General features: G+C 58.6%; 20 protein-coding genes. 11 read left to right on the top strand and 9 right to left on the bottom strand.

Translation table 11 applies throughout. The features are described from left to right. From I9185_RS05605 to I9185_RS05580, 6 genes are all read left to right on the top strand, one after another. Positions 1 to 354: an Mth938-like domain-containing protein gene (locus I9185_RS05605; RefSeq protein WP_171631397.1), complete on the top strand. Its 354-nt coding sequence runs from the start codon at positions 1 to 3 to the stop codon at positions 352 to 354. A gap of 144 nt (positions 355 to 498) precedes the next feature. Continuing rightward, complete coding sequence (gene ccmA / locus I9185_RS05600) at positions 499 to 1,113, top strand: heme ABC exporter ATP-binding protein CcmA (protein ID WP_171723029.1); 615 nt, start codon at positions 499 to 501, stop codon at positions 1,111 to 1,113. Next, positions 1,110 to 1,766, top strand: coding sequence for a heme exporter protein CcmB (ccmB, locus tag I9185_RS05595; protein WP_171631417.1), 657 nt, complete (start codon positions 1,110 to 1,112; stop codon positions 1,764 to 1,766). The genes ccmA and ccmB overlap by 4 nt, the downstream gene beginning before the upstream one ends. A 61-nt stretch (positions 1,767 to 1,827) precedes the next feature. Then, positions 1,828 to 2,601, top strand: a complete 774-nt coding sequence (locus I9185_RS05590; RefSeq protein WP_152458361.1) for a heme ABC transporter permease — start codon at positions 1,828 to 1,830, stop codon at positions 2,599 to 2,601. Beyond that, positions 2,598 to 2,756, top strand: coding sequence for a heme exporter protein CcmD (gene ccmD, locus I9185_RS05585; protein ID WP_209832714.1), 159 nt, complete (start codon positions 2,598 to 2,600; stop codon positions 2,754 to 2,756). The genes I9185_RS05590 and ccmD overlap by 4 nt, the downstream gene beginning before the upstream one ends. Further along, a complete protein-coding gene (locus I9185_RS05580) occupies positions 2,749 to 3,288 on the top strand; it encodes a DsbE family thiol:disulfide interchange protein (RefSeq protein WP_171631422.1) in 540 nt (179 codons plus the stop codon). The genes ccmD and I9185_RS05580 overlap by 8 nt, the downstream gene beginning before the upstream one ends. A 29-nt stretch (positions 3,289 to 3,317) precedes the next feature. Here I9185_RS05580 and I9185_RS05575 read toward each other — a convergent pair whose 3' ends face one another. The 3 genes from I9185_RS05575 to acnA all read right to left on the bottom strand — a co-directional run bounded on the left by I9185_RS05575 (position 3,318) and on the right by acnA (position 8,471). Further along, on the bottom strand, positions 3,318 to 4,019 hold the full coding sequence (locus I9185_RS05575) for an SDR family oxidoreductase (protein ID WP_171631424.1): 702 nt from the start codon (positions 4,017 to 4,019) through the stop codon (positions 3,318 to 3,320). Positions 4,020 to 4,158: 139 nt separating this feature from the next. Beyond that, complete coding sequence (locus I9185_RS05570; RefSeq protein ID WP_210092526.1) at positions 4,159 to 5,661, bottom strand: BCCT family transporter; 1,503 nt, start codon at positions 5,659 to 5,661, stop codon at positions 4,159 to 4,161. 119 nt (positions 5,662 to 5,780) lie between these two features. Continuing rightward, positions 5,781 to 8,471 (bottom strand): aconitate hydratase AcnA, encoded by a 2,691-nt coding sequence (gene acnA / locus I9185_RS05565; RefSeq protein WP_210092525.1) that lies wholly within the window; start codon positions 8,469 to 8,471, stop codon positions 5,781 to 5,783. Positions 8,472 to 8,695: 224 nt separating this feature from the next. On the opposite strand from acnA, the gene I9185_RS05560 reads away from it, so the two are divergent. Beyond that, positions 8,696 to 9,397: a DUF1223 domain-containing protein gene (locus I9185_RS05560; RefSeq protein WP_209832722.1), complete on the top strand. Its 702-nt coding sequence runs from the start codon at positions 8,696 to 8,698 to the stop codon at positions 9,395 to 9,397. Here the strand turns inward: I9185_RS05560 and I9185_RS05555 are convergent, their stop codons facing one another. The 4 genes from I9185_RS05555 to purB form a co-directional block, all read right to left on the bottom strand. Then, positions 9,398 to 10,321 carry a lysophospholipid acyltransferase family protein gene (locus I9185_RS05555; protein ID WP_210092524.1) on the bottom strand — a complete coding sequence of 308 codons (924 nt, stop codon included), beginning with the start codon at positions 10,319 to 10,321 and terminating at the stop codon, positions 9,398 to 9,400. A gap of 138 nt (positions 10,322 to 10,459) precedes the next feature. Next, on the bottom strand, positions 10,460 to 11,560 hold the full coding sequence (locus tag I9185_RS05550; RefSeq protein WP_210092523.1) for a FliG C-terminal domain-containing protein: 1,101 nt from the start codon (positions 11,558 to 11,560) through the stop codon (positions 10,460 to 10,462). Positions 11,561 to 11,629: 69 nt separating this feature from the next. Further along, a complete protein-coding gene (locus I9185_RS05545) occupies positions 11,630 to 12,172 on the bottom strand; it encodes a tetratricopeptide repeat protein (protein ID WP_209832725.1) in 543 nt (180 codons plus the stop codon). Positions 12,173 to 12,545: 373 nt separating this feature from the next. After that, positions 12,546 to 13,850 carry an adenylosuccinate lyase gene (gene purB, locus I9185_RS05540; protein WP_171228076.1) on the bottom strand — a complete coding sequence of 435 codons (1,305 nt, stop codon included), beginning with the start codon at positions 13,848 to 13,850 and terminating at the stop codon, positions 12,546 to 12,548. A gap of 88 nt (positions 13,851 to 13,938) precedes the next feature. Here purB and I9185_RS05535 point away from each other — a divergent pair, with 88 nt between their 5' ends. From I9185_RS05535 to I9185_RS05525, 3 genes are all read left to right on the top strand, one after another. Further along, positions 13,939 to 14,271: a hypothetical protein gene (locus tag I9185_RS05535; RefSeq protein ID WP_210092522.1), complete on the top strand. Its 333-nt coding sequence runs from the start codon at positions 13,939 to 13,941 to the stop codon at positions 14,269 to 14,271. A gap of 174 nt (positions 14,272 to 14,445) precedes the next feature. Continuing rightward, on the top strand, positions 14,446 to 15,006 hold the full coding sequence (locus I9185_RS05530) for a hypothetical protein (RefSeq protein ID WP_210092521.1): 561 nt from the start codon (positions 14,446 to 14,448) through the stop codon (positions 15,004 to 15,006). 10 nt (positions 15,007 to 15,016) lie between these two features. Beyond that, on the top strand, positions 15,017 to 15,337 hold the full coding sequence (locus I9185_RS05525; protein WP_171631445.1) for a hypothetical protein: 321 nt from the start codon (positions 15,017 to 15,019) through the stop codon (positions 15,335 to 15,337). Positions 15,338 to 15,367: 30 nt separating this feature from the next. On the opposite strand, the gene I9185_RS05520 is transcribed toward I9185_RS05525, so the two are convergent. Further along, positions 15,368 to 16,582 carry a bifunctional alpha/beta hydrolase/OsmC family protein gene (locus I9185_RS05520; RefSeq protein WP_210092520.1) on the bottom strand — a complete coding sequence of 405 codons (1,215 nt, stop codon included), beginning with the start codon at positions 16,580 to 16,582 and terminating at the stop codon, positions 15,368 to 15,370. 275 nt (positions 16,583 to 16,857) lie between these two features. Here I9185_RS05520 and I9185_RS05515 point away from each other — a divergent pair, with 275 nt between their 5' ends. Continuing rightward, positions 16,858 to 17,052 (top strand): hypothetical protein, encoded by a 195-nt coding sequence (locus tag I9185_RS05515; RefSeq protein ID WP_210092519.1) that lies wholly within the window; start codon positions 16,858 to 16,860, stop codon positions 17,050 to 17,052. 10 nt (positions 17,053 to 17,062) lie between these two features. Here the strand turns inward: I9185_RS05515 and dddP are convergent, their stop codons facing one another. Further along, positions 17,063 to 18,406 (bottom strand): dimethylsulfonioproprionate lyase DddP, encoded by a 1,344-nt coding sequence (gene dddP / locus I9185_RS05510; RefSeq protein ID WP_171723038.1) that lies wholly within the window; start codon positions 18,404 to 18,406, stop codon positions 17,063 to 17,065. Between the last annotated feature and the right edge of the window lie 63 nt (positions 18,407 to 18,469).

Below are 18,469 nucleotides of genomic sequence, written 5' to 3'. Positions count from 1 at the left end.
ATGCGCCTCAACCAAGTTACGTTTTCGGATGCCAAGCCGGTTGATGGCTACGGCCCCGGTTTTTTCCGCATTGGCGGTGATGTGTTCGAAGGCGCAGTTCTGACCGGCCCCGCAGGACCTGCCATCTGGGGCGGTTATGAAGATGCGCAACCACTTCTGGAGCTGGCTGATGAAATTGACGTTCTGCTTGTCGGCACTGGCAAAGACATGGCCCACATTCCCCAGTCTTTGCGCACCCGGTTGGAGAGTGCCGGTGTCGGCGTCGAAATCATGAATTCTCCGGCTGCGTGCCGCACCTACAATGTCTTGCTCTCAGAAGGTCGCCGAATAGCGCTTGCTCTGATCCCGGTCTGACGGGATCCCTTCATCTGGCCGAAAATATCCCGGGGTGTGTGAGGGGCTGGCCCCTCACTCGGACCTCTCTGCTCAAAGCTCCCACAACCGAACTGCGGCAAATCCCACCTTTTGCCTCTGATGACATTCCGATAAGCGGGTCTCATGACTCTGATTGTAACCGACCTGTCGATCACCCGTGGTGGCATTCCCGTCCTGGAGCATCTCAGCTTTCAGCTGCCTCCGGGCAAAGCGCTGATTCTGCGTGGGCCGAACGGGATCGGCAAAACGACCCTTCTGCGCACATTGGCCGGGTTGCAGCCGCCGCTGAAGGGGCAGATCCAGGGCGCAGAAGATCAGATTGCATATGCGTCCCATTCGGATGGGCTGAAACCGACGCTGACTGTATCCGAGAATCTGACGTTCTGGGCTTCTGTCTTTGGCACCAACGGCATCCAGACGGCGCTGGACGCGTTCCAGTTGAACGAGCTGTCGGATCGCCATGCGGGGTACCTGTCGGCCGGTCAGAAACGGCGGCTGGGGCTGGCACGCATGCTGGTCACCGGGCGGCCGATCTGGATGCTGGACGAGCCGACCGTTTCGCTAGACAGAAATGCGGTGCAAATGTTCGCCGATGCAGTCCGCGCGCATCTGGGGCAGGGTGGGTCAGCCCTGATCGCGACCCATATCGACCTTGGTCTGGATGGCGAGGTTCTGGACGTCGGCCCGAACAAGGCCAAACCCAAACCCATTGACGATTTCGACGGAGGTTTCCTGTGATCGCCCTTCTGCTGCGCGACCTGAAACTGGCCTTCCGAGCGGGTGGCGGGTTTGGTTTGGGATTGGCCTTTTTCCTGATCGTGACCGTGATGGTGCCGTTTGCAGTGGGGCCACAATCGTCACTGCTGACCACCATCGCGCCGGGTGTGCTCTGGCTGGGGGCGTTGCTGGCCTGCCTGCTGTCTCTTGACCGTCTTCTGGCGCTGGACTGGGAGGACGGATCGCTGGACCTGCTGGCCACGGCGCCGCTGCCGCTGGAATCAGTCGTGACCATTAAGGCGCTGGCCCACTGGCTGACCACAGGCCTGCCTTTGGTTCTGGCCGCACCTTTTCTGGGGGTCCTGCTGAACCTGCCTGCGCAGGGGTTCTTCTGGCTTGTCATCTCGCTGCTGATCGGCACCCCGGCCATGAGCGTTATCGGAACATTCGGTGCTGCCCTGACCGTCGGTCTCAAGCGCGGCGGGTTGCTGTTGTCGCTCTTGGTGCTGCCGCTTTACGTCCCCACCCTGATTTTCGGGGCCGAGGTCGCCCGGCGTGGGGCAACGGGGATGGACGTGCAGACGTCTTTGTTGATGCTGGCGGGGATCACGGCGGCCACCATCGCGTTGTTGCCCTTTGCCAGCGCGGCTGTGTTACGTATCAATCTGCGGTGAACCGCCCCAACTTTGACTGATGTCAATTGAGAATACCCCCAACTCGGACTAGATAGGGCCCATGTCGATAGCAGCCAAAGCCAATGCCCTCTGGGAATACGCCAATCCGCGCAAGTTTCTTGCGACCAGTGAACGTGTCCTGCCGTTTTTCTGGATCGTCTCGATCTTCTGCATCGTCGTCGGGCTGGTCTGGGGGTTCTTCTTCACGCCGGACGACTATAAACAAGGGTCGACGGTCAAGATCATCTATCTGCACGTCCCGGCGGCACTGATGGCGATCAATTGCTGGCTGATGATGCTGGCAACTTCTCTGGTCTGGCTGGTTCGACGTCATCATGTCAGCGCGCTGGCGGCACGGGCGGCTGCGCCGATCGGGATCGTGATGACCTTGATTGCGTTGCTGACCGGGGCGATCTGGGGACAGCCCATGTGGGGCACCTGGTGGGCGTGGGATCCGCGTCTGACGTCGTTTCTGATCCTGTTCCTGTTCTATCTTGGCTATGTCGCATTGTGGGAAGCCATCGAGGATCCGGACACTGCGGCGGACCTGACCTCGGTTCTGTGTCTGGTCGGATCCGTGTTCGCGCTGCTCAGCCGATATGCGGTCAACTTCTGGAACCAGGGCTTGCATCAGGGCGCATCGGTCATGCGCGCGGCAGCCGTGACCGGGGCCGATACGGAAGAGAAAGTCAGCAATATCTACTTCTATCCGTTGTTGCTGTGCATCATCGGATTTGTACTGCTGTTCATCGCTTTGGTGCTGTACCGTACCGGAACTGAAATCCGCGCGCGGCGCATCAAGGCGTTGCAGGCGCGGGAAAGGGTGGGCGGATGATCCCCGATCTTGGAAAATATGCTGACGCGGTTTTGTCGTCTTATGCCGTGTCCATCATACTGCTGGTGGCATTGATCGTGTTCAGCGTGATGCGAGGGCGCAAGGTACGCACTGAAATGGAAAAGATCGAACAAAGGATTTCGCGAAATGGCTAAGATATCGCCCCTGATGATCGCGCCGCCTTTGATTTTTGGCGCTTTCGCCGTGTTGGCCGGGATCGGTATGTTCCGTGAAGACCCCAATGCGTTGCCCTCTGCCCGCGAAGGCCAACCGGCTCCGCCCGTGGTTCTGAGCGAGTTCCCGGAAAAGAAGCTGTTTGATGATGCCACGCTGCGGGATGGAGAGGTCAAGCTGGTCAACTACTGGGCCAGCTGGTGCGCGCCATGCCGTGCCGAGCATCCCAATCTGGAGGCTCTGGCCGCCGAAGGCATCCCGGTCTATGGCGTCAACTACAAAGACCAGTTGGACAACGCCCAAGCGTTTTTGACCGAGCTTGGCGATCCCTACGCCGCGATTGGACGTGATGAGAAAGGTCGCATGGCATTGGATTGGGGCCTTTACGGCGTTCCCGAAACCTATGTGGTTGATGGCGACGGCACGATCATTTTGCGCTTTGCCGGCCCGATTACGCAGCGGGTGATTGAAAACACTCTGCGTCCGGCGTTGGAAAAGGCTGCGGGCGGTTGAGCAATTTGGAAAACGAGGTTTAAGCCGCCTTACAAGCGATAGCCTCCGGTCACGCCCAGGACCTCTCCGGTTACGAATCCCGCCGCGTCCGAGGTCAGAAACCGAACGACCCTGGCGATGTCTTCCGGAGTTCCGATCCGGCCCAGCGCCGTTTCCCTGACGAATAGCGATGTCAGATCGTCAGGGCGGGGGGCTTCGGGGATGTTGATGGCACCCGGTGCAACCGCGTTGACGCGGATTCCGTCCGGGCCAAGCTCTTTTGCCATGGCGCGCGTCCAGAGGTTCAGCGCGGCTTTGCTTGCCCCGTAGGTCGCGGCGTCCCGCGGTGGCAATGTTGCGTTCATCGATGAGATGCTGACGATCGAAGCGCCGCGTTTCAGATGCGGCAATGCCGCAGCAAGCAACGCGGCGGGGGCCAGCACGTTGAGGTCAAGAATGGCGCGATGGTCCGCGGCCTGAAACTGTTGTTTCGGAGTGGAGCGAACAAGACCGGCATTGTTTACGATCACGTCCAGTCGCCCGAAGTGATCAATGACCTTTTCGACCACCCGGGTGGGTTGGTTGTCTTTTGTAAGGTCAGACTGAATCGTCAGAACGTCGCCTTTCAGCAATTCTGAATCGGGGTGGCTGGCCAACCAGGTGAAGGCGACACGGTGATCACCGCGCAGGTCTTCGACTATTGCCCGCCCAATTCCACGGGCACCACCGGTTATCAGTGCTACTTTTTCCATGAACTCAGATGACCGGCAAAGCGCCCAGGATTCAACGTTGATTTTTGCGCTGCCGGAATGCGGTCACTTGCGCAGCAATATCCAGAGCATTGCCGCGATGAACGCGAAGGTGACAAGGTTCATCAATGTGTCCGTGAGATCACCGATCAGCATTGCGTTGGCCCTCCTCTCTGAGCCCGCGGAACAGGCACACCATCAGCAGGACCGAAATGAAGACAAAGGGCAATGCGCCAAGCGAGATGAGGATCTTCACCGAGTCCACGGATCCCGAAAGGATCATTGCAACGCTCAGCAGTCCCAGCAATCCTCCCCAGATCAGACGCACACGCGGCGGTGGGTTCTCGTCCCCGCCCGTCGAGAAGGTGCCCAGAACAAAGGCTGCGCTTACGACGCTGGTCACGATGAACAGAAAGGCGGCCAGTACCGTTGCAAGCGTGGTGATCACGGAAAGTGGAAGTCGGTCGAGCAGGGCGAAGGTCACGCGTTCGATGTTTGTCTGCGTATAGGCCAGCAGTTCGCCCGCACCATTAAGTGCCTCGAACAGGCCAATGCCACCAAAGGCACCGAACCAGAGGATTGAAAACAGCGTGGGGGCGAACAGGACGCCGATCACGAATTCCCGTATCGTGCGACCGCGAGAGATGCGGGCGACAAAGACGCCAACGAACGGGCCCCAGGCAATCCACCAGACCATGTAGGTAAGGGTCCAGTCGCTGAACCATCTGGTGACGTCATCGCCGAAGAACGTGAAGGTCTGAAATCCCCTGGGGATGACATTGGTGACATAGTCGCCGAACCCCTGAACGACGGTATTCAGAAGGTATTCGGTGGGGCCAAGGACCACCGTGTAGGCAACAAGGCCGATTGCGATCAGCATGGCGGCATTGGACAGGCGCGCCATGCCTTGGCCCAGATCGATCATGAGTGCCGGGATATACGCAGCAACCATTGCCAGAAACACGACGCCAATCAAAAGGGCGCCGACCGTTTCCCGACCGCCCAGCACTGCGATGCCGTCTGCCACCTGAAACACGCCCATGGCCATGGAGCCGCCGACACCAATGGCAATGGCGATGATCGCCATGAAGTCCGAAAGCCACCCGACACGTTCAGCCCAGCGTTTGCCGGGAAACAGGTTTTTGATCGGCGCACTGACCATCATCCCCGTACCGCGCCGAAAGCTGAAATAGGCAATGGTCAGCGCGGTGGAGCCATAAATCGCCCAGGCATGCAGCCCCCAATGGAAATTTGTCGCCAGCATCGCCTGCTGCGCCGCGATGAAATCCGGCGCCATGCCGGAGATGAAGTTGAAATGGGTCAGCGGTTCCGCCACCGCCCAAAACAACAGGCCGACGCCCATACCGGCGGAGAACAGCATTGAAATCCATGTGGCGGTGGAAAACTCTGGCTCCTCGTTATCCCGGCCAAGGCGAATATTTCCATAGGGTGAAAACGCCAGAAACAGGCATCCGATCAACATACCCGAAGCGGCGAGCATCACGAACCAGCCGCGGCTGTGGAAGGTCTGCTGGACGATGCCGCTTGCCCAGGTCACCAGACTTTGAATGTCCACGACACCCCATATCCCGATCACGGCAATTACGCTGAGCGAACATACCAGCAGGGCGTTGGGTTTCTTCATGGCGAATGGTTTTCCGTTGACGACCTTGCCCAACAGTTTCAGGTTTTCGAATAAATGACCAGAAAACAAAAAACCCCCGGCGGGTGGCCGGGGGTTTGAATTGCACGCTTTGGTATCGGTTATGATGCCTTCGCAAGATTGCGCAGGACGTAATGCAACACGCCACCGTTTTCGATATATTCAATCTCGGGCGCGGTATCGATACGGCATTTCAGGGTGATGGTCTTTTCGGTTCCATCGCCATAAACGATGGTGCACGGGACTTCCTGTAGCGGCTCGATCGTATCCAGCCTGTGAATCGAAACGGTTTCATCCCCTTTCAGCCCCAGGGTTTTGCGGGTGTCGCCACCTGTAAACTCGAACGGAATGACCCCCATGCCAACAAGGTTTGAACGGTGGATACGCTCAAAGCTCTCGGCGATTACGGCCTTGACGCCCAGCAGCGCCGTGCCCTTGGCCGCCCAGTCGCGGCTTGAGCCCGCGCCATATTGCTCGCCACCGAATACCACCAGCGGGGTGCCGTTCGCCTGATAGGCCATCGAGGCGTCATAAATTGACGTCTGTTCACCGTCCGGGCCTTTGGTGTAACCGCCTTCGACGCCGTCCAGCATCTCGTTCTTGATGCGGATGTTGGCGAAAGTTCCGCGCATCATCACCTCGTGGTTGCCGCGGCGTGAACCATATGAATTGAATTCACGCGGCTGAACCTGACGTTCGATCAGGTACTGGCCTGCGGGCGAGGTCGTTGCGAATGACCCAGCAGGTGAGATGTGGTCGGTCGTGACCATGTCACCCAGAATGGCCAGAACCTTGGCGCCTTCGATGTTGGAAATCGTGCCCGGTTCGGGGCCCATGCCCTGGAAATAGGGCGGGTTCTGGATATAGGTCGATGTCGGCGGCCAGTCATAGGTTTCCGCATCGGTGGTTTCGACCGACTGCCATTTCTCGTCCCCTTTGAAGACGTCGGCGTATTTCGACTGGAACGCTTCGCGCGTGACAGTCTGTTCGACCAGTTCCGCGACCTCCTGCTGCGTTGGCCAGAGGTCTTTCATATAGACGTCGTTGCCGTCCTTGTCCTGACCGATCGGTTCGGACGTCAGGTCGATGTCCATGGTGCCTGCCAGGGCGTACACGACGACCAGAGGCGGCGAAGCCAGATAGTTTGCGCGCACGTCGGGCGAGATGCGGCCTTCGAAGTTGCGGTTGCCGGACAAGACCGAAGTGGCGACCAGATCGCCTTCCGCAATGGCCTCCGAGATTTCTTTCTGAATCGGCCCCGAGTTGCCGATACATGTGGTGCAGCCGTATCCGACGAGGTTGAAGCCGATCTTGTCCAGATCCTCCTGAAGGCCCGCGGCCTCGAGGTAAGCGGACACAACCTGCGACCCCGGTGCCAGTGAGGTTTTGACCCAAGGCTTGCGATCCAGCCCCAGCGCGGCTGCCTTACGCGCCACGAGGCCCGCTCCGATCATCACGTAAGGGTTCGACGTGTTGGTGCAGGACGTGATCGAGGCGATCACGACCTTGCCCGATTCCATGCCATAGTTTTCGCCTTTGACCTCGACCTGTTTGCCCATCGGGCGATTGAAGGTCTCGGCCATTTCCTTGGCGAATGCGGCCTTGGCGTCAGTCAGCGCAACATAATCCTGCGGGCGTTTGGGCCCCGAGATTGCCGGAACAATCGTGCCCATATCCAGGGTCAGGGTGTCGGTGTAGATCGGCGCATAGTTTTCATCGCGCCAGAAACCGTTTTCCTTGGCGTAGGCTTCAACCAGCGCGATGCGATCCTCGTCGCGGCCGGTGTTGCGCATGTAGCGCAGCGTTTCGCCGTCAATCGGGAAAAAGCCGCATGTCGCGCCGTATTCCGGGGCCATGTTGGCGATGGTCGCACGGTCGGCCAGCGGCAGACGATCCAGGCCTTCGCCGTAGAATTCGACGAACTTGCCGACAACGCCTTTTTCGCGCAGCATTTCCACGACCTTCAGAACCAGGTCGGTGCCGGTGGTGCCTTCGACCAGATCACCGGTCAGCTCAAAGCCCACGACCTCGGGGATCAGCATCGAGATCGGTTGACCCAGCATCGCGGCCTCGGCCTCGATCCCGCCGACACCCCAGCCCAGCACGGCCATGCCGTTGACCATGGTGGTGTGACTGTCGGTGCCGACCAGCGTGTCGGGATAGGCGACTTCTTCACCGTTCTGGTCGGTGTCGGTCCAGACGGTCTGGGCCAAATATTCAAGGTTCACCTGGTGGCAGATGCCGGTGCCGGGGGGGACAACGCGGAAGTTGTTGAATGCACCCTGACCCCATTTCAGGAACTGGTACCGTTCCATGTTGCGTTCGTATTCACGGTCCACATTCATCTGGAACGCGCGCGGGTTGCCGAATTCGTCGATCATCACCGAATGGTCGATGACCAGATCGACAGGGTTCAGCGGGTTGATCTTTTGCGCGTCGCCGCCCAACGCCTTGATGCCGTCCCGCATCGCGGCCAGATCCACCACGGCGGGAACGCCGGTGAAATCCTGCATCAGTACCCGGGCAGGGCGATAGGCGATTTCACGAGGGTTTTTGCCACCGTTGGCGCCCCATTCGGCAAAAGCCTTGATGTCATCGACCGAGACCGAAAACCCGTCATCCTCGAACCGCAACATGTTTTCCAGAACCACCTTGAGTGCGGCAGGCAGTTTCGAGAAATCGCCCAGACCGGCCTCTTGCGCGGCAGGGATCGAATAATAGGAAATGGATTTACCATTCACGCTCAGACTGCGGCGCGTTTTGGCGTTATCCTGTCCGACTTTGATGGGCATCTGTGGCCTCCCTCTCAAATGACTTGGATATTGGGATTTGCTGAGTGTTATCTGCATCACCAAGCCCCCGTGTTCAAGGCTGAACACGCGCCGAGAGGGAAATTTGTATACTATTGTACACCTTTTCGCGGAGGGAATGCGTCAAAGCCTCAAGAAACCTTGATTGGCTGTTGAGTGTCAAAGCAGCTATCCCTGAGATCCAACCGCTCAACCCGAGAGTTCTCATGTTCAGATCCATTGCCTTGACCACCGTGTTTTCCTGCCTTGTGGCGGTACAGGTCGCAGCCGAGGAAGACCCGGTTGTGGTTGAGCTGTTCACGTCTCAGGGGTGTTCATCCTGCCCGCCGGCAGATCGGATCATGCATGATCTGGCCAAGCGCGACGACGTCATAGGGCTGGCTTTGCATGTCGATTACTGGGACTATATCGGGTGGAAGGACGAATACGCAGACCCCGATCATACGCTCCGGCAGCGGGCTTATGCCCGCGAGGGGGGGCGTTCCATGATCTACACCCCGCAGATGGTGATCAACGGGCAGCACGACATCGTCGGAGCGCAATCCCGTGAACTTGATCGATTGATCGAAGCGCATCTGAAAGCAGCGCCCGAAGCGCTTGTGACGGCCGTGCGCTCAGCCGATGAAGTGACAGTGGATGTGACGCCCGTCGAGTTGCCGAAAGGCGATACCTATGACGTGCATGTGGTTCAGTATTCGCCCATGCGGCACGCTTCGATCCGTCGTGGAGAGCTGGCCGGGCACGAGCTGGACTATGCCAATGTCGTTGAGGCCTGGCAGATTGCAGGGCAGTGGGATGGAACTGCGCCGCAATCATTCACGGTTCAGCTTGGTTTGGACCTGCCGGCTGTCGTTCTGGTTCAAAGGGCCGGGGAAGGGCCGATTGTTGCCGCCACCCGGGTCAGGTGATCAGGGCATCTCTTCCGGCTTGATGCCCAACCCGTTCCAGTGTTTCCAGCGGCGGTGAATCCAGAACCATTGCCCCATATGCTGCCGCACCATCTTTTCCAGATCGTCATTGGTGAACTGGGTCATGGTTTTTGGGTCGGTGTGCGGAACCGGTTCGTGCAGAACGATCTCAAAATCAAGACCGTTGGGCTGACGTACCGCGTAACACGGAATCAGCTCGGCATTGTACTTGATGGCCAACTCGGCGTTCAGCACGGATGTCACTGCGGGTTTACCGAAAAACATCAATTCTTCACCGCCCATTGCGTGAAGATCTGAAACGATGGCAATGATCCCACCCTTTTTCAACGAGCGCACCATCTCGACCATACCGCGCCGCCCCTGTTCGAACATCGGGGCGCCTGTCTTGTAGAAAGCTTCGACATAAGCGTCGTTGAAATACGGGTTGGCCATCCGCCGATACAGGCAGCCGATGGGCTGACCGCTGTATGTCTGCAAGGCGATACGCGCTGCAAGGTAGTGACCGAAATGCGCCGTAATCATCATGACCGGGCGCCCCTCGGCAACAGCCGCGTCAAATGCAGTGATACCTGGCCCTGAAATCTTGGCCTTGCTCTGCCGTTCGATAAAGTCTTCCGGAGAAAAATGCTCCATGATCGCACGACCGGCATTGTCCGGCACATCGCGGCAGATCTGCCTGACCTCGGCTTCAGGCAAGTCCGGGCAAGTCAGCTTCAGATTCCGACGGACACGTTTGCGAAACCCGACAACAGGTGCCAGAAACCGCACGATAGCCCCCATCGTTGCAATACGCCGCTCATAGGGAAGCATGCGCATAACGCGGATGACCCCCTGAAGAAACAGGTTGGCGACATAGTATTTCCCAAGCTCAAACCGGCTGAGCTCCGACTTTTCAACGGGCATGGAGGTGTCTCACCGCGTGTTGCGAATTGCTGAGAAAGACATACAGCCCGATGCCTGCAAGCTCAAGCGCTCAGACGGGCGGAAAACCTGAACCCGCAGCAGGTGGCCGGATCGCGCAATACCTGCGGGTTCGCGGGGTCAGGCTGCATCTTCCTCGTCATCGTTTTCGATCAGAACAATGGAACCGGCATCGACCAGAACGCGAATGGCGGCCACCACCTGTGTCATGGCATCTTCGGCTTCCGATTGTTTGACGCGCCCACGTTCGGCCATTTCCTCGCGCAGATTGTCGGCCATGCGGGACGAAATGTTTGACAGAATGAATTCAACGGATGCCTTGTCATCATCCGCGGCGGCACCTGCCAGTGCGGTGACAAGAACCGGCTGTTCCACTTCACGCAGGATGGCGGGAACATCGCGGGCCGTGATACGGCTTGGGATATGGGCAAAGGTAAAGATCGACTGGCGTACCAGATCCGCAAATTCGGCGTCGTCCTCATCCAATGCGTTCAACAAGTCATCGCGTGTCGCGGCCGCCGACTGGTTCAGGATCGCGCCCACGCGTGCGCCCGGACCATTGTCGAAAGCCTGAGCAGGCCGCTGATCCAGTTGCGCGGCCAGCGACCAGCCAATACGTTCAACCGCTTCGGGGGTGACATTTATTGTTTTCGAGATGGCATAGGTAATGCGCCGCGCAACCGGGCCCGGCATATGGGCCAGCATCTGCGCCGCCTGTGCGGTATCCATCTTTGAAAGCATGACAGCCGCCACCTCGGTGCTTTCCGCCTGAGCCATTTTGGCAAGATCCTCAACGGGTACGTCACGCAGGCGTTGCCATGGGTCGCCGATCTGGCGCACCCCGGCTAGCTTGCGCAGGCGCGCGGCCGTCGATGGTGCGATCTTTCCGTTCACCGCATCCAATGCACCTGCAAGCCCATGTGGAAAAGCCAGCCCGACATTGTCCAGAGCGTCGCTGAATTCCCGGGCCACTGCGCCTAGGGTTACACGATCCACAAGGCCCATTTGCCCAAGTTGATGGGTCAATGTCTCTTGCAGGTCGTCAGGCAGTTCCTCAAGTGGAATATCGGCGCCCTCGTTCAACAGAAGGCGCACGACAACGGCCGCTTTTTGCTGACCGGTCAACGTGCGCGGAACAACTTGCGGCGCGTGTTCATCCCCCGCGGCAATTGGGGCAGACCCCCCATTTGCCATTTGTATCAAAGCGTTTGTGTCCTGCATCTGCCCGTAGTGCCAAATTTTCCGAACCACGGGCAGATTAACGGGAGTCGGGTTAAATAACCCTGAAGCTCAGTAGCTGTAGGTAAACCCTGTACGGATAGCCTCGCGCAGAGACGTCTCGGCCCAGGTCCCTTCGCCGCCGCGGGCTTTGATCTCACGCCATTGCTCGATTGCCAGATCGGTTTTTCCTTCGGTTACAAAGCCTTGCGCCATGTAGCTGCGCGCCAGAAGATTGTCGGGATTGGCATTGATGGCATTCTGGTAAAAGACGTTCGCCAGCTCCAGCTCGCCCATCTTGCGGTAGGTAAAGCCCCAATAGGTCTGCACACGGTCGTCGTCCTGATCCATGATCCGCAGGATATCCTGCGCGTGCCCGTATTGCCCGTCATAGGCCAGTTCGCGGACGGCGTCGTAAAGCTGATCTTCCGACAGGTTGGTTTTGTTGGGTTTGACGCACCGGCCTCTGGCTTCGTCATAGACCCGACCGAACAAACATTTCTTGGTCGTATTCGTCGGTTTCGGCGGGCTGCTGCTGTCGCCGCCTGCGGCGTGGACCACCGGGGCAAAGGCGAAGGCCTGCAAAGCGAGGGCTGAAGCTAACAAAAGGCGCATATTCTTACTCCGTTCTCGGGGCTGCTCACAAAATCATAGTGCGATCTACAAAAAAGCTAACAGTGGAACGGTTGCTTTTATTCACAAGTCGGACAGAAATTCGTCAGCTGTTGACCGATTTCGTGCAGCTTTGCGTTTCAGTGTCCCAGGTTGTGCCGGGTGCGCAGGATTGCGTCTGTTTGGAATGCCCGCTGCATGCAAGGCCAGCAGATGCCACACAAACAAGTGCAAGTGAGCAAAGAACGGTACGGATCATGGTGCCTCTCCCCAAAAATCATTCGCAGAATAACCGATTTCGGGCAGTCTGGCAAAAAACAAGGCCCGGCCTGCGCATTGCAGACCGGGCCGTGTGAAGGCGGCGTCGAGACGTACCTTATTCGCCAAATACCCGGGCGAAGATCGTATCAACGTGTTTGGTGTGATAGCCGAGGTCGAATTTCTCTTCGATTTCTTCGGGGCTGAGCGCGGCCGTTACATCGGCATCCGCCAGCAGTTCCTGTTTGAAATCGGTGCGGTGTTCCCAAACCTTCAGCGCGTTGCGCTGGACCATGGCATAGGCGTCCTCACGGCTGACCCCTGCCTGGGTCAAGGCCAGAAGAACACGCTGGCTCATGACAAGACCGGGGAATTTGTTCATGTTTTCCAGCATGTTTTCGGGGAAGATCAGCATCTTGTCGATCACACCGGTCAGACGGGCCAGCGCAAAATCCAGTGTAATCGTGGCATCCGGTCCGATCATGCGCTCGACCGAGGAATGCGAGATGTCGCGTTCATGCCAGAGCGCGACATTCTCCATTGCCGGGATCACTGCCGCGCGTACCATGCGGGCCAGCCCGGTCAGGTTCTCGGTCAGTACCGGGTTTTTCTTGTGCGGCATGGCCGACGAGCCTTTCTGGCCCATCGAGAAGAATTCTGCGCCTTCCAAAACCTCGGTCCGCTGCATGTGGCGGATTTCGATGGCGATGTTTTCGATGCTGCTGGCGATGACGCCAAGCGTCGCAAAGAAGGCCGCATGGCGATCACGCGGAATCACTTGGGTGCTGATCGGTTCGGGCACAAGGCCCAGTTTGTCACAGACATGTTCCTCGACGGCGGGATCGATATTGGCGAATGTGCCGACGGCGCCGCTGATGGCCCCGGTTGCGATTTCCGCACGGGCGTCGCGCATACGGGACAGGTTGCGGTCCATCTCGGCATAGAACCGGGCAAAGGTCAGGCCCATTGTCGTAGGCTCTGCGTGGATACCGTGGCTGCGGCCGATGCGAACGGTGTCCTTGTGTTCAAACGCACGGCGCTTGAGTGCTGCCAAAAGCCCTTCGAGATCTGCGATCAGAAGGTCCGCCGCGCGCGTCAGCTGGACGTTGAAACAGGTGTCCAACACGTCTGAACTGGTCATGCCCTGGTGCACGAACCGGGCCTCTTCACTGCCGACATGTTCGGCGAGATGGGTCAGGAATGCGATGACGTCATGCTTGGTTACGGCTTCGATCTCGTCGATACGGGCGACGTCGAATTCCACGTCCTTGGCTTTCCAAACGGCTTCTGCATTCTCGCGCGGGATCACGCCCAGATCGGCCATGGCATCGCAGGCATGCGCCTCGATTTCGTACCAGATGCGAAACTTGGTTTCGGGCGACCAAATGGCAACCATGTCAGGGCGGGAATAACGGGGAATCATTGGCGGCAGCACCTTTATGTGATTGGGATGAGGCGTTGGCGCGGGGTTTAGCCGCCTGTGCGCAAGGGAACAAGATGTGAGAGCAGGTATGAGACGGTTTGCCCTGATTTTCGCCCTTTGGCCGGGTGTTTTGACGGCCGGAGACTTCCAGAAACTGTCCGGAGAGGAAATCCTGTCAGCCTTGGCGGGCAAGAAGCTGGAATACGGCGCGGGTGTTTGGCAAGTTTTCGAAGCCAGCATGACCACGCAGTATTTCTCGGGCGGGCCCAGTATCGGGCGCTGGGCGGTGAGAGGGGATCAATACTGCTCGACATGGCCACCTGCCGATTTGTGGGCCTGCTACGACGTCTGGCGAAATGGGGACGCGATCCGTTTCGTTGATGATGCGGGCGGCCAGACCGTCGGGGTCTATGCGCAATAGATTTCATGTATTTGTCTGAAAAATTGGGGCGTGATGCTTGCAAGAGGCAGATGACACGTGCGGGGAAGGGAAATACCGGAACGCGGTTTTTCCGGGTCTTTGCAACGCAGTGCTGGACAAGTCGCGCTTTCAGCGGTCAAGCTGAGGGTGAAGAAATCATCAGGTTATTGAAATATGCGTTTATTATCATCTCCAATTCTTGCCGCTTGCGCCGCTGTCTGGCTGGGTGGGGCAGGATCAGCACTGGCCGACACACCGGTGACATATACCGAGGATGGTCGCGCCCTGTTTCGGTTCGACGTGCCAGATTTCTGGGTGCTGCGCACTGGCGGCCCGCGTGAGATCGAAGACACCGGGTTGGATGATCCGCGTGCGGTGGCTCGGGTCATGGGGCTGCGTCCCGTAACGGACGACAACGTCTGGATGGGGTTTGTTTCACCTTCAGGGGTTGCGACCATTCAGGATGGGGTCCGCTACTTGCAGGATATTGACAAGTTTCTGGTCAACGACCCGACCCTTACCAGCACCAGCGACATCCGCATCGGCGGGTTGCCCGCCCGTGTCTTTCGGGGGACAGGGCGCCGCGATGGCAAGGGGGTGAACTTCACGGCCACTGTCATTGACTTGCCGCGCAACCGTGTCGCCATAGCTGTTGCCATCCTGCGGGATGGGGCAGACCCGGATTTCGCCGAAGACTTGAACGCCGTTTTCGCGTCGTTCCGGTCGCTTCTGTGAGGGGGGCAAGATGCGCATTGGACTGATTAAACGGATTTCCCTCGCATTGGGGCTGGGGGCCGCGACTTTGACGTTGTCGGCCTGTGACGGCGTAACGGTCGGCGTCGGATACGGGTATGACCCGTTCTATGACTCGATGCTGTGGAACGACTACTATCGCGATGTCGATGTGAATGTTGATATCAACCGCCCGGACCGCCCAGATCGACCCGTGCGTCCCGAGCGCCCGAATCCACCGGTTGCCAAACCTCCTGCGCGGCCGCGACCCCCGGTGGCCCGGCCACCTGCCGCGCGGCCACCGATCCATCGTCCGGCACCACGCCGCAGATAATCAAAAGGCCGCCTGTCCGGCGGCCTTCTCTCAGGTAAGAAGTTCGGTCGTGATATGCGCCGAGCCTTCAAGTGTCCGGTGAACCGGGCATTTGTCTGCGATTTCCAGCAGGCGCTGTTTTTGTTCCTGATCAAGCGGGCCGCTCAGGCGGATTTTGCGGCGGAACTGATCCACTTTGCCTTCATTCGCCAAACCGGCATCCTGAGCATGAACTTTGTCATGGCAGACATCGACGCTGACACTGGTCAGCGGCCATTTTTTGCGGCGCGCATACATCCTTATCGTCATGGACGTGCAGGCGCCGAGGCCGGATGAGACAAATCCATAAGGCGACATGCCCTTATCCGTGCCGCCATAAGAGGCAGGCTCATCTGCAACGGCATGATGGTGCGGGCCTGCCTGAATATCCTGCATGAAGCCATTCGGATCCGCTTCTGTTACGCGAACGACACCTTCCGGCGCACCCGGGGGCGGCGCGGGTGGGCAAAGTTTCAGATAGCGCGAAACCCAAGCCGAGATGACATCCGCGGCATATTCAGCATCAGAGGCCCGTGTGATCAGGTGATCGGCATCGTCGAGGGTGACGAAGCTTTTTGGGTGCTTTGCAGCCAGAAAGATGGTGCTTGCGTTGTCGATACTGACCGTTTCGTCCCGAGGAGCGTGCAGGATCAGCAAAGCGGCCTTGAGATCAGCGATCGAGGCAGACAGGGCCGACCCCGCAATGTCGTCCACGAACGCTTTGCCAATTCGAAACGGGCGCCCGCCCAAGGTGACCTCGGCGCTGCCCTCCTGTTCGATCTGGGGCAGGGCTTCCTCGAAATGATGGGACACGTGGCCGGGATCCGCCGGTGCGCCCAAGGTGACCACGGCCTTGACCGTCGGAATTCCGGCACGCGCCCGCAAAACCGCCGCGCCGCCAAGCGAGTGACCGATCAGCAGGGCAGGGGCCATGTTTCGTCCGGCCAGATATTGCGCGGCCGAGATCAGGTCCTCGACATTCGACGTGAAGGTCGTGTTGGCGAATTCTCCTTTGGAATGACCCAGGCCGGTAAAGTCGAACCGAAGCACTGCAATTCCCATGGCCGCAAGGCGGGCCGAAATGCGCCGGGCCGCAGGTATGTCCTTGGAACAGGTGAAGCAATGGGCAAACAGGGCCGTCGCAAGGACCGGTCCATCCGGCAAATCCAGCCGCGCGGCCAATTGGCTGCCGTCATGTCCGGCAAAAGTGATGCGTTCCGTGGGCATGTCGGCTCCTTGAACGGTTCGGGGAAACATCCCCAATACTGTGGTCAAGCCCGCCGGGTCACAACCCTTATGTCAAACGCGTCACGGGAAGGTGAGAACCAAGCGAGCGCCTTGCAATCCGAAAGATGCCCCGGGCGGTGACAGGCGCGGCCGCTATTTTGGGGGTGGTCGGCGCTTCATCAATGTTTGTGATAATACATGAAACAAACATTCGTTTCACTTATGTTGCAATCAAGCCCATCTACGGCCTACAGCAATTGATAAAGGAGACGCAGATGGCACATGCAGACGTTGCCGCACATCTTCCAAAGATACTACCCAGTACAGTCATGGCGATTGTTCTGGCTGGCCTCGTGGGTTTTGCCCTCGGGCAATCCCGGCCCGCAGTTTTCAGCGGGCCGCAGGCTCAGGTAAGTCCAACTGTCGAAGACTGGCACGGCAACGTGCGCCGGTCTCATTGGTCAGAATGAGGCGCCGGCCTCACTCGAGCCCCATCAACCGGGCATCGAAGGGGTATTTCGTCAGGTTCTCATATCCGTCTTCGGTTATGAGAACCTGATCCTCCAGCTTGATGCTGAAATCGCCACCCACTTCGCCCACGCAGGCTTCGACACACAAGACCATTCCGGGTTCCAGCGGATAATCGTAGGCCCCTTCAACCGCCTTGTCCGGATAAGCAACCAACGGCCATTCATCGCAAAGGCCGACGCCGTGCATCAGGCAGCCATATTTCTGCGCCTGGAACTTCTTGTCCAGCCGGTGGGAATTTGCGGTCAGTTCAGGGATCATCACGCCGGGCTTGAGCATCTCCATATTGGTCATGATGTGTTCATGGGCGTGCTGCATGGCATAGATCATGTCCTCGCGCGGCTTCTGATCGCCGATCCACCAACTGCGGGAAATATCGATGCAAATCCCGTAAGAACCAATCAGGTCAGTGTCGAACGAGATGATCTCGTTCTGCTGGGTGATCCGCGGGCCGCATTCCTGAAACCACGGGTTGGTCCGCTGGCCCGAAGCCAGCAGACGGGTTTCGATCCACTCACCGCCACGCCTGATGTTTTCGGCGTGAAGAACAGCCCAGATATCATCTTCCGAGGTCTTGCCGTCGCCGACATTGGCACGGGCAAACCGTTCCATTTCGGCAACCGCAGTTTCGCAGGCATGGCTGGCGCAGCGCATGGCCAGGATTTCGTCGGGCCCTTTGACGGCGCGGGTCTTCTCGGTCAGCTCTTCCCCTTCCATGATGTCGAACCCCTGCGCCTCGAGCGCGCGCAATCCGTGCAGCATGATCTTGTCGACGGCCAGGCGCATGTTGCCGCCGCCGTGTTCTTCGATCAGTACGCGTACTTCGTTCGAGAACACATCTGCGGCCACGTCAACCTTGTCGCCCCGGTCGAAGTAGAACAGGTCAGCGCCCGAGCGCTGCTCGCGCACAAGCGGGTTGAAGGTGCTGAGGAAGGGGGAGTTCTTGTAATCCCAGATCACCATATAGCCATCCGCACACAGCAGAACCGCCCGAAACGGATTGTGGGTGTTCCACAGCTGCATATTCGTGCTGTCGGTGGCATAGCGGATATTCAGCGGGTCAAAAATCAGCAAGCCGCCATAGCCGCGGTCCACGATGGCCTGTGTCAGCCTCTTCCAGCGGTGTTCCCGCATCCGTGCCAGATTGGGAAGTTCCAGCCCCGCAGCGGCCCACTCGTCAAACGCAAGCTGCGTCGGCCCAATCTCGATCCGGTCATTTTCGTTCGGCGTACCATCGCCCAATGTCGTGCCGCGGCTGGGGTCAATCTTGCGCGTGTCTCGATAGTGCTGGTTCATGGCTGGCCTCATTGCTTGTTCCAATTACAATTCATCCGCCACAACCAATCGTCTGAGAAAAAT

The sequence above is a fragment of the Ruegeria sp. HKCCSP346 genome (assembly GCF_017872595.1).
GTDB lineage: Bacteria > Pseudomonadota > Alphaproteobacteria > Rhodobacterales > Rhodobacteraceae > Ruegeria.
The sequence above is the reverse complement of the archived record's forward strand: the minus strand, read 5'-3'. Positions and strand labels throughout refer to the sequence as shown.

Coding starts and splice junctions, on each gene's coding strand:
- ccmA (WP_171723029.1), top strand. CDS start 499: ATGACTCTGATTGTAACCGACCTGTCGATCACCCGTGGTGGCATTCCC.
- I9185_RS05590 (WP_152458361.1), top strand. CDS start 1,828: ATGTCGATAGCAGCCAAAGCCAATGCCCTCTGGGAATACGCCAATCCG.
- I9185_RS05530 (WP_210092521.1), top strand. CDS start 14,446: ATGCGTTTATTATCATCTCCAATTCTTGCCGCTTGCGCCGCTGTCTGG.
- ccmD (WP_209832714.1), top strand. CDS start 2,598: ATGATCCCCGATCTTGGAAAATATGCTGACGCGGTTTTGTCGTCTTAT.
- I9185_RS05605 (WP_171631397.1), top strand. CDS start 1: ATGCGCCTCAACCAAGTTACGTTTTCGGATGCCAAGCCGGTTGATGGC.
- I9185_RS05555 (WP_210092524.1), bottom strand. CDS start 10,321: ATGCCCGTTGAAAAGTCGGAGCTCAGCCGGTTTGAGCTTGGGAAATAC.
- dddP (WP_171723038.1), bottom strand. CDS start 18,406: ATGAACCAGCACTATCGAGACACGCGCAAGATTGACCCCAGCCGCGGC.
- acnA (WP_210092525.1), bottom strand. CDS start 8,471: ATGCCCATCAAAGTCGGACAGGATAACGCCAAAACGCGCCGCAGTCTG.
- purB (WP_171228076.1), bottom strand. CDS start 13,850: ATGATTCCCCGTTATTCCCGCCCTGACATGGTTGCCATTTGGTCGCCC.
- I9185_RS05515 (WP_210092519.1), top strand. CDS start 16,858: ATGGCACATGCAGACGTTGCCGCACATCTTCCAAAGATACTACCCAGT.
- I9185_RS05535 (WP_210092522.1), top strand. CDS start 13,939: ATGAGACGGTTTGCCCTGATTTTCGCCCTTTGGCCGGGTGTTTTGACG.
- I9185_RS05525 (WP_171631445.1), top strand. CDS start 15,017: ATGCGCATTGGACTGATTAAACGGATTTCCCTCGCATTGGGGCTGGGG.
- I9185_RS05520 (WP_210092520.1), bottom strand. CDS start 16,582: ATGCCCACGGAACGCATCACTTTTGCCGGACATGACGGCAGCCAATTG.
- I9185_RS05575 (WP_171631424.1), bottom strand. CDS start 4,019: ATGGAAAAAGTAGCACTGATAACCGGTGGTGCCCGTGGAATTGGGCGG.
- I9185_RS05580 (WP_171631422.1), top strand. CDS start 2,749: ATGGCTAAGATATCGCCCCTGATGATCGCGCCGCCTTTGATTTTTGGC.
- I9185_RS05570 (WP_210092526.1), bottom strand. CDS start 5,661: ATGAAGAAACCCAACGCCCTGCTGGTATGTTCGCTCAGCGTAATTGCC.
- I9185_RS05550 (WP_210092523.1), bottom strand. CDS start 11,560: ATGCAGGACACAAACGCTTTGATACAAATGGCAAATGGGGGGTCTGCC.
- I9185_RS05560 (WP_209832722.1), top strand. CDS start 8,696: ATGTTCAGATCCATTGCCTTGACCACCGTGTTTTCCTGCCTTGTGGCG.
- I9185_RS05545 (WP_209832725.1), bottom strand. CDS start 12,172: ATGCGCCTTTTGTTAGCTTCAGCCCTCGCTTTGCAGGCCTTCGCCTTT.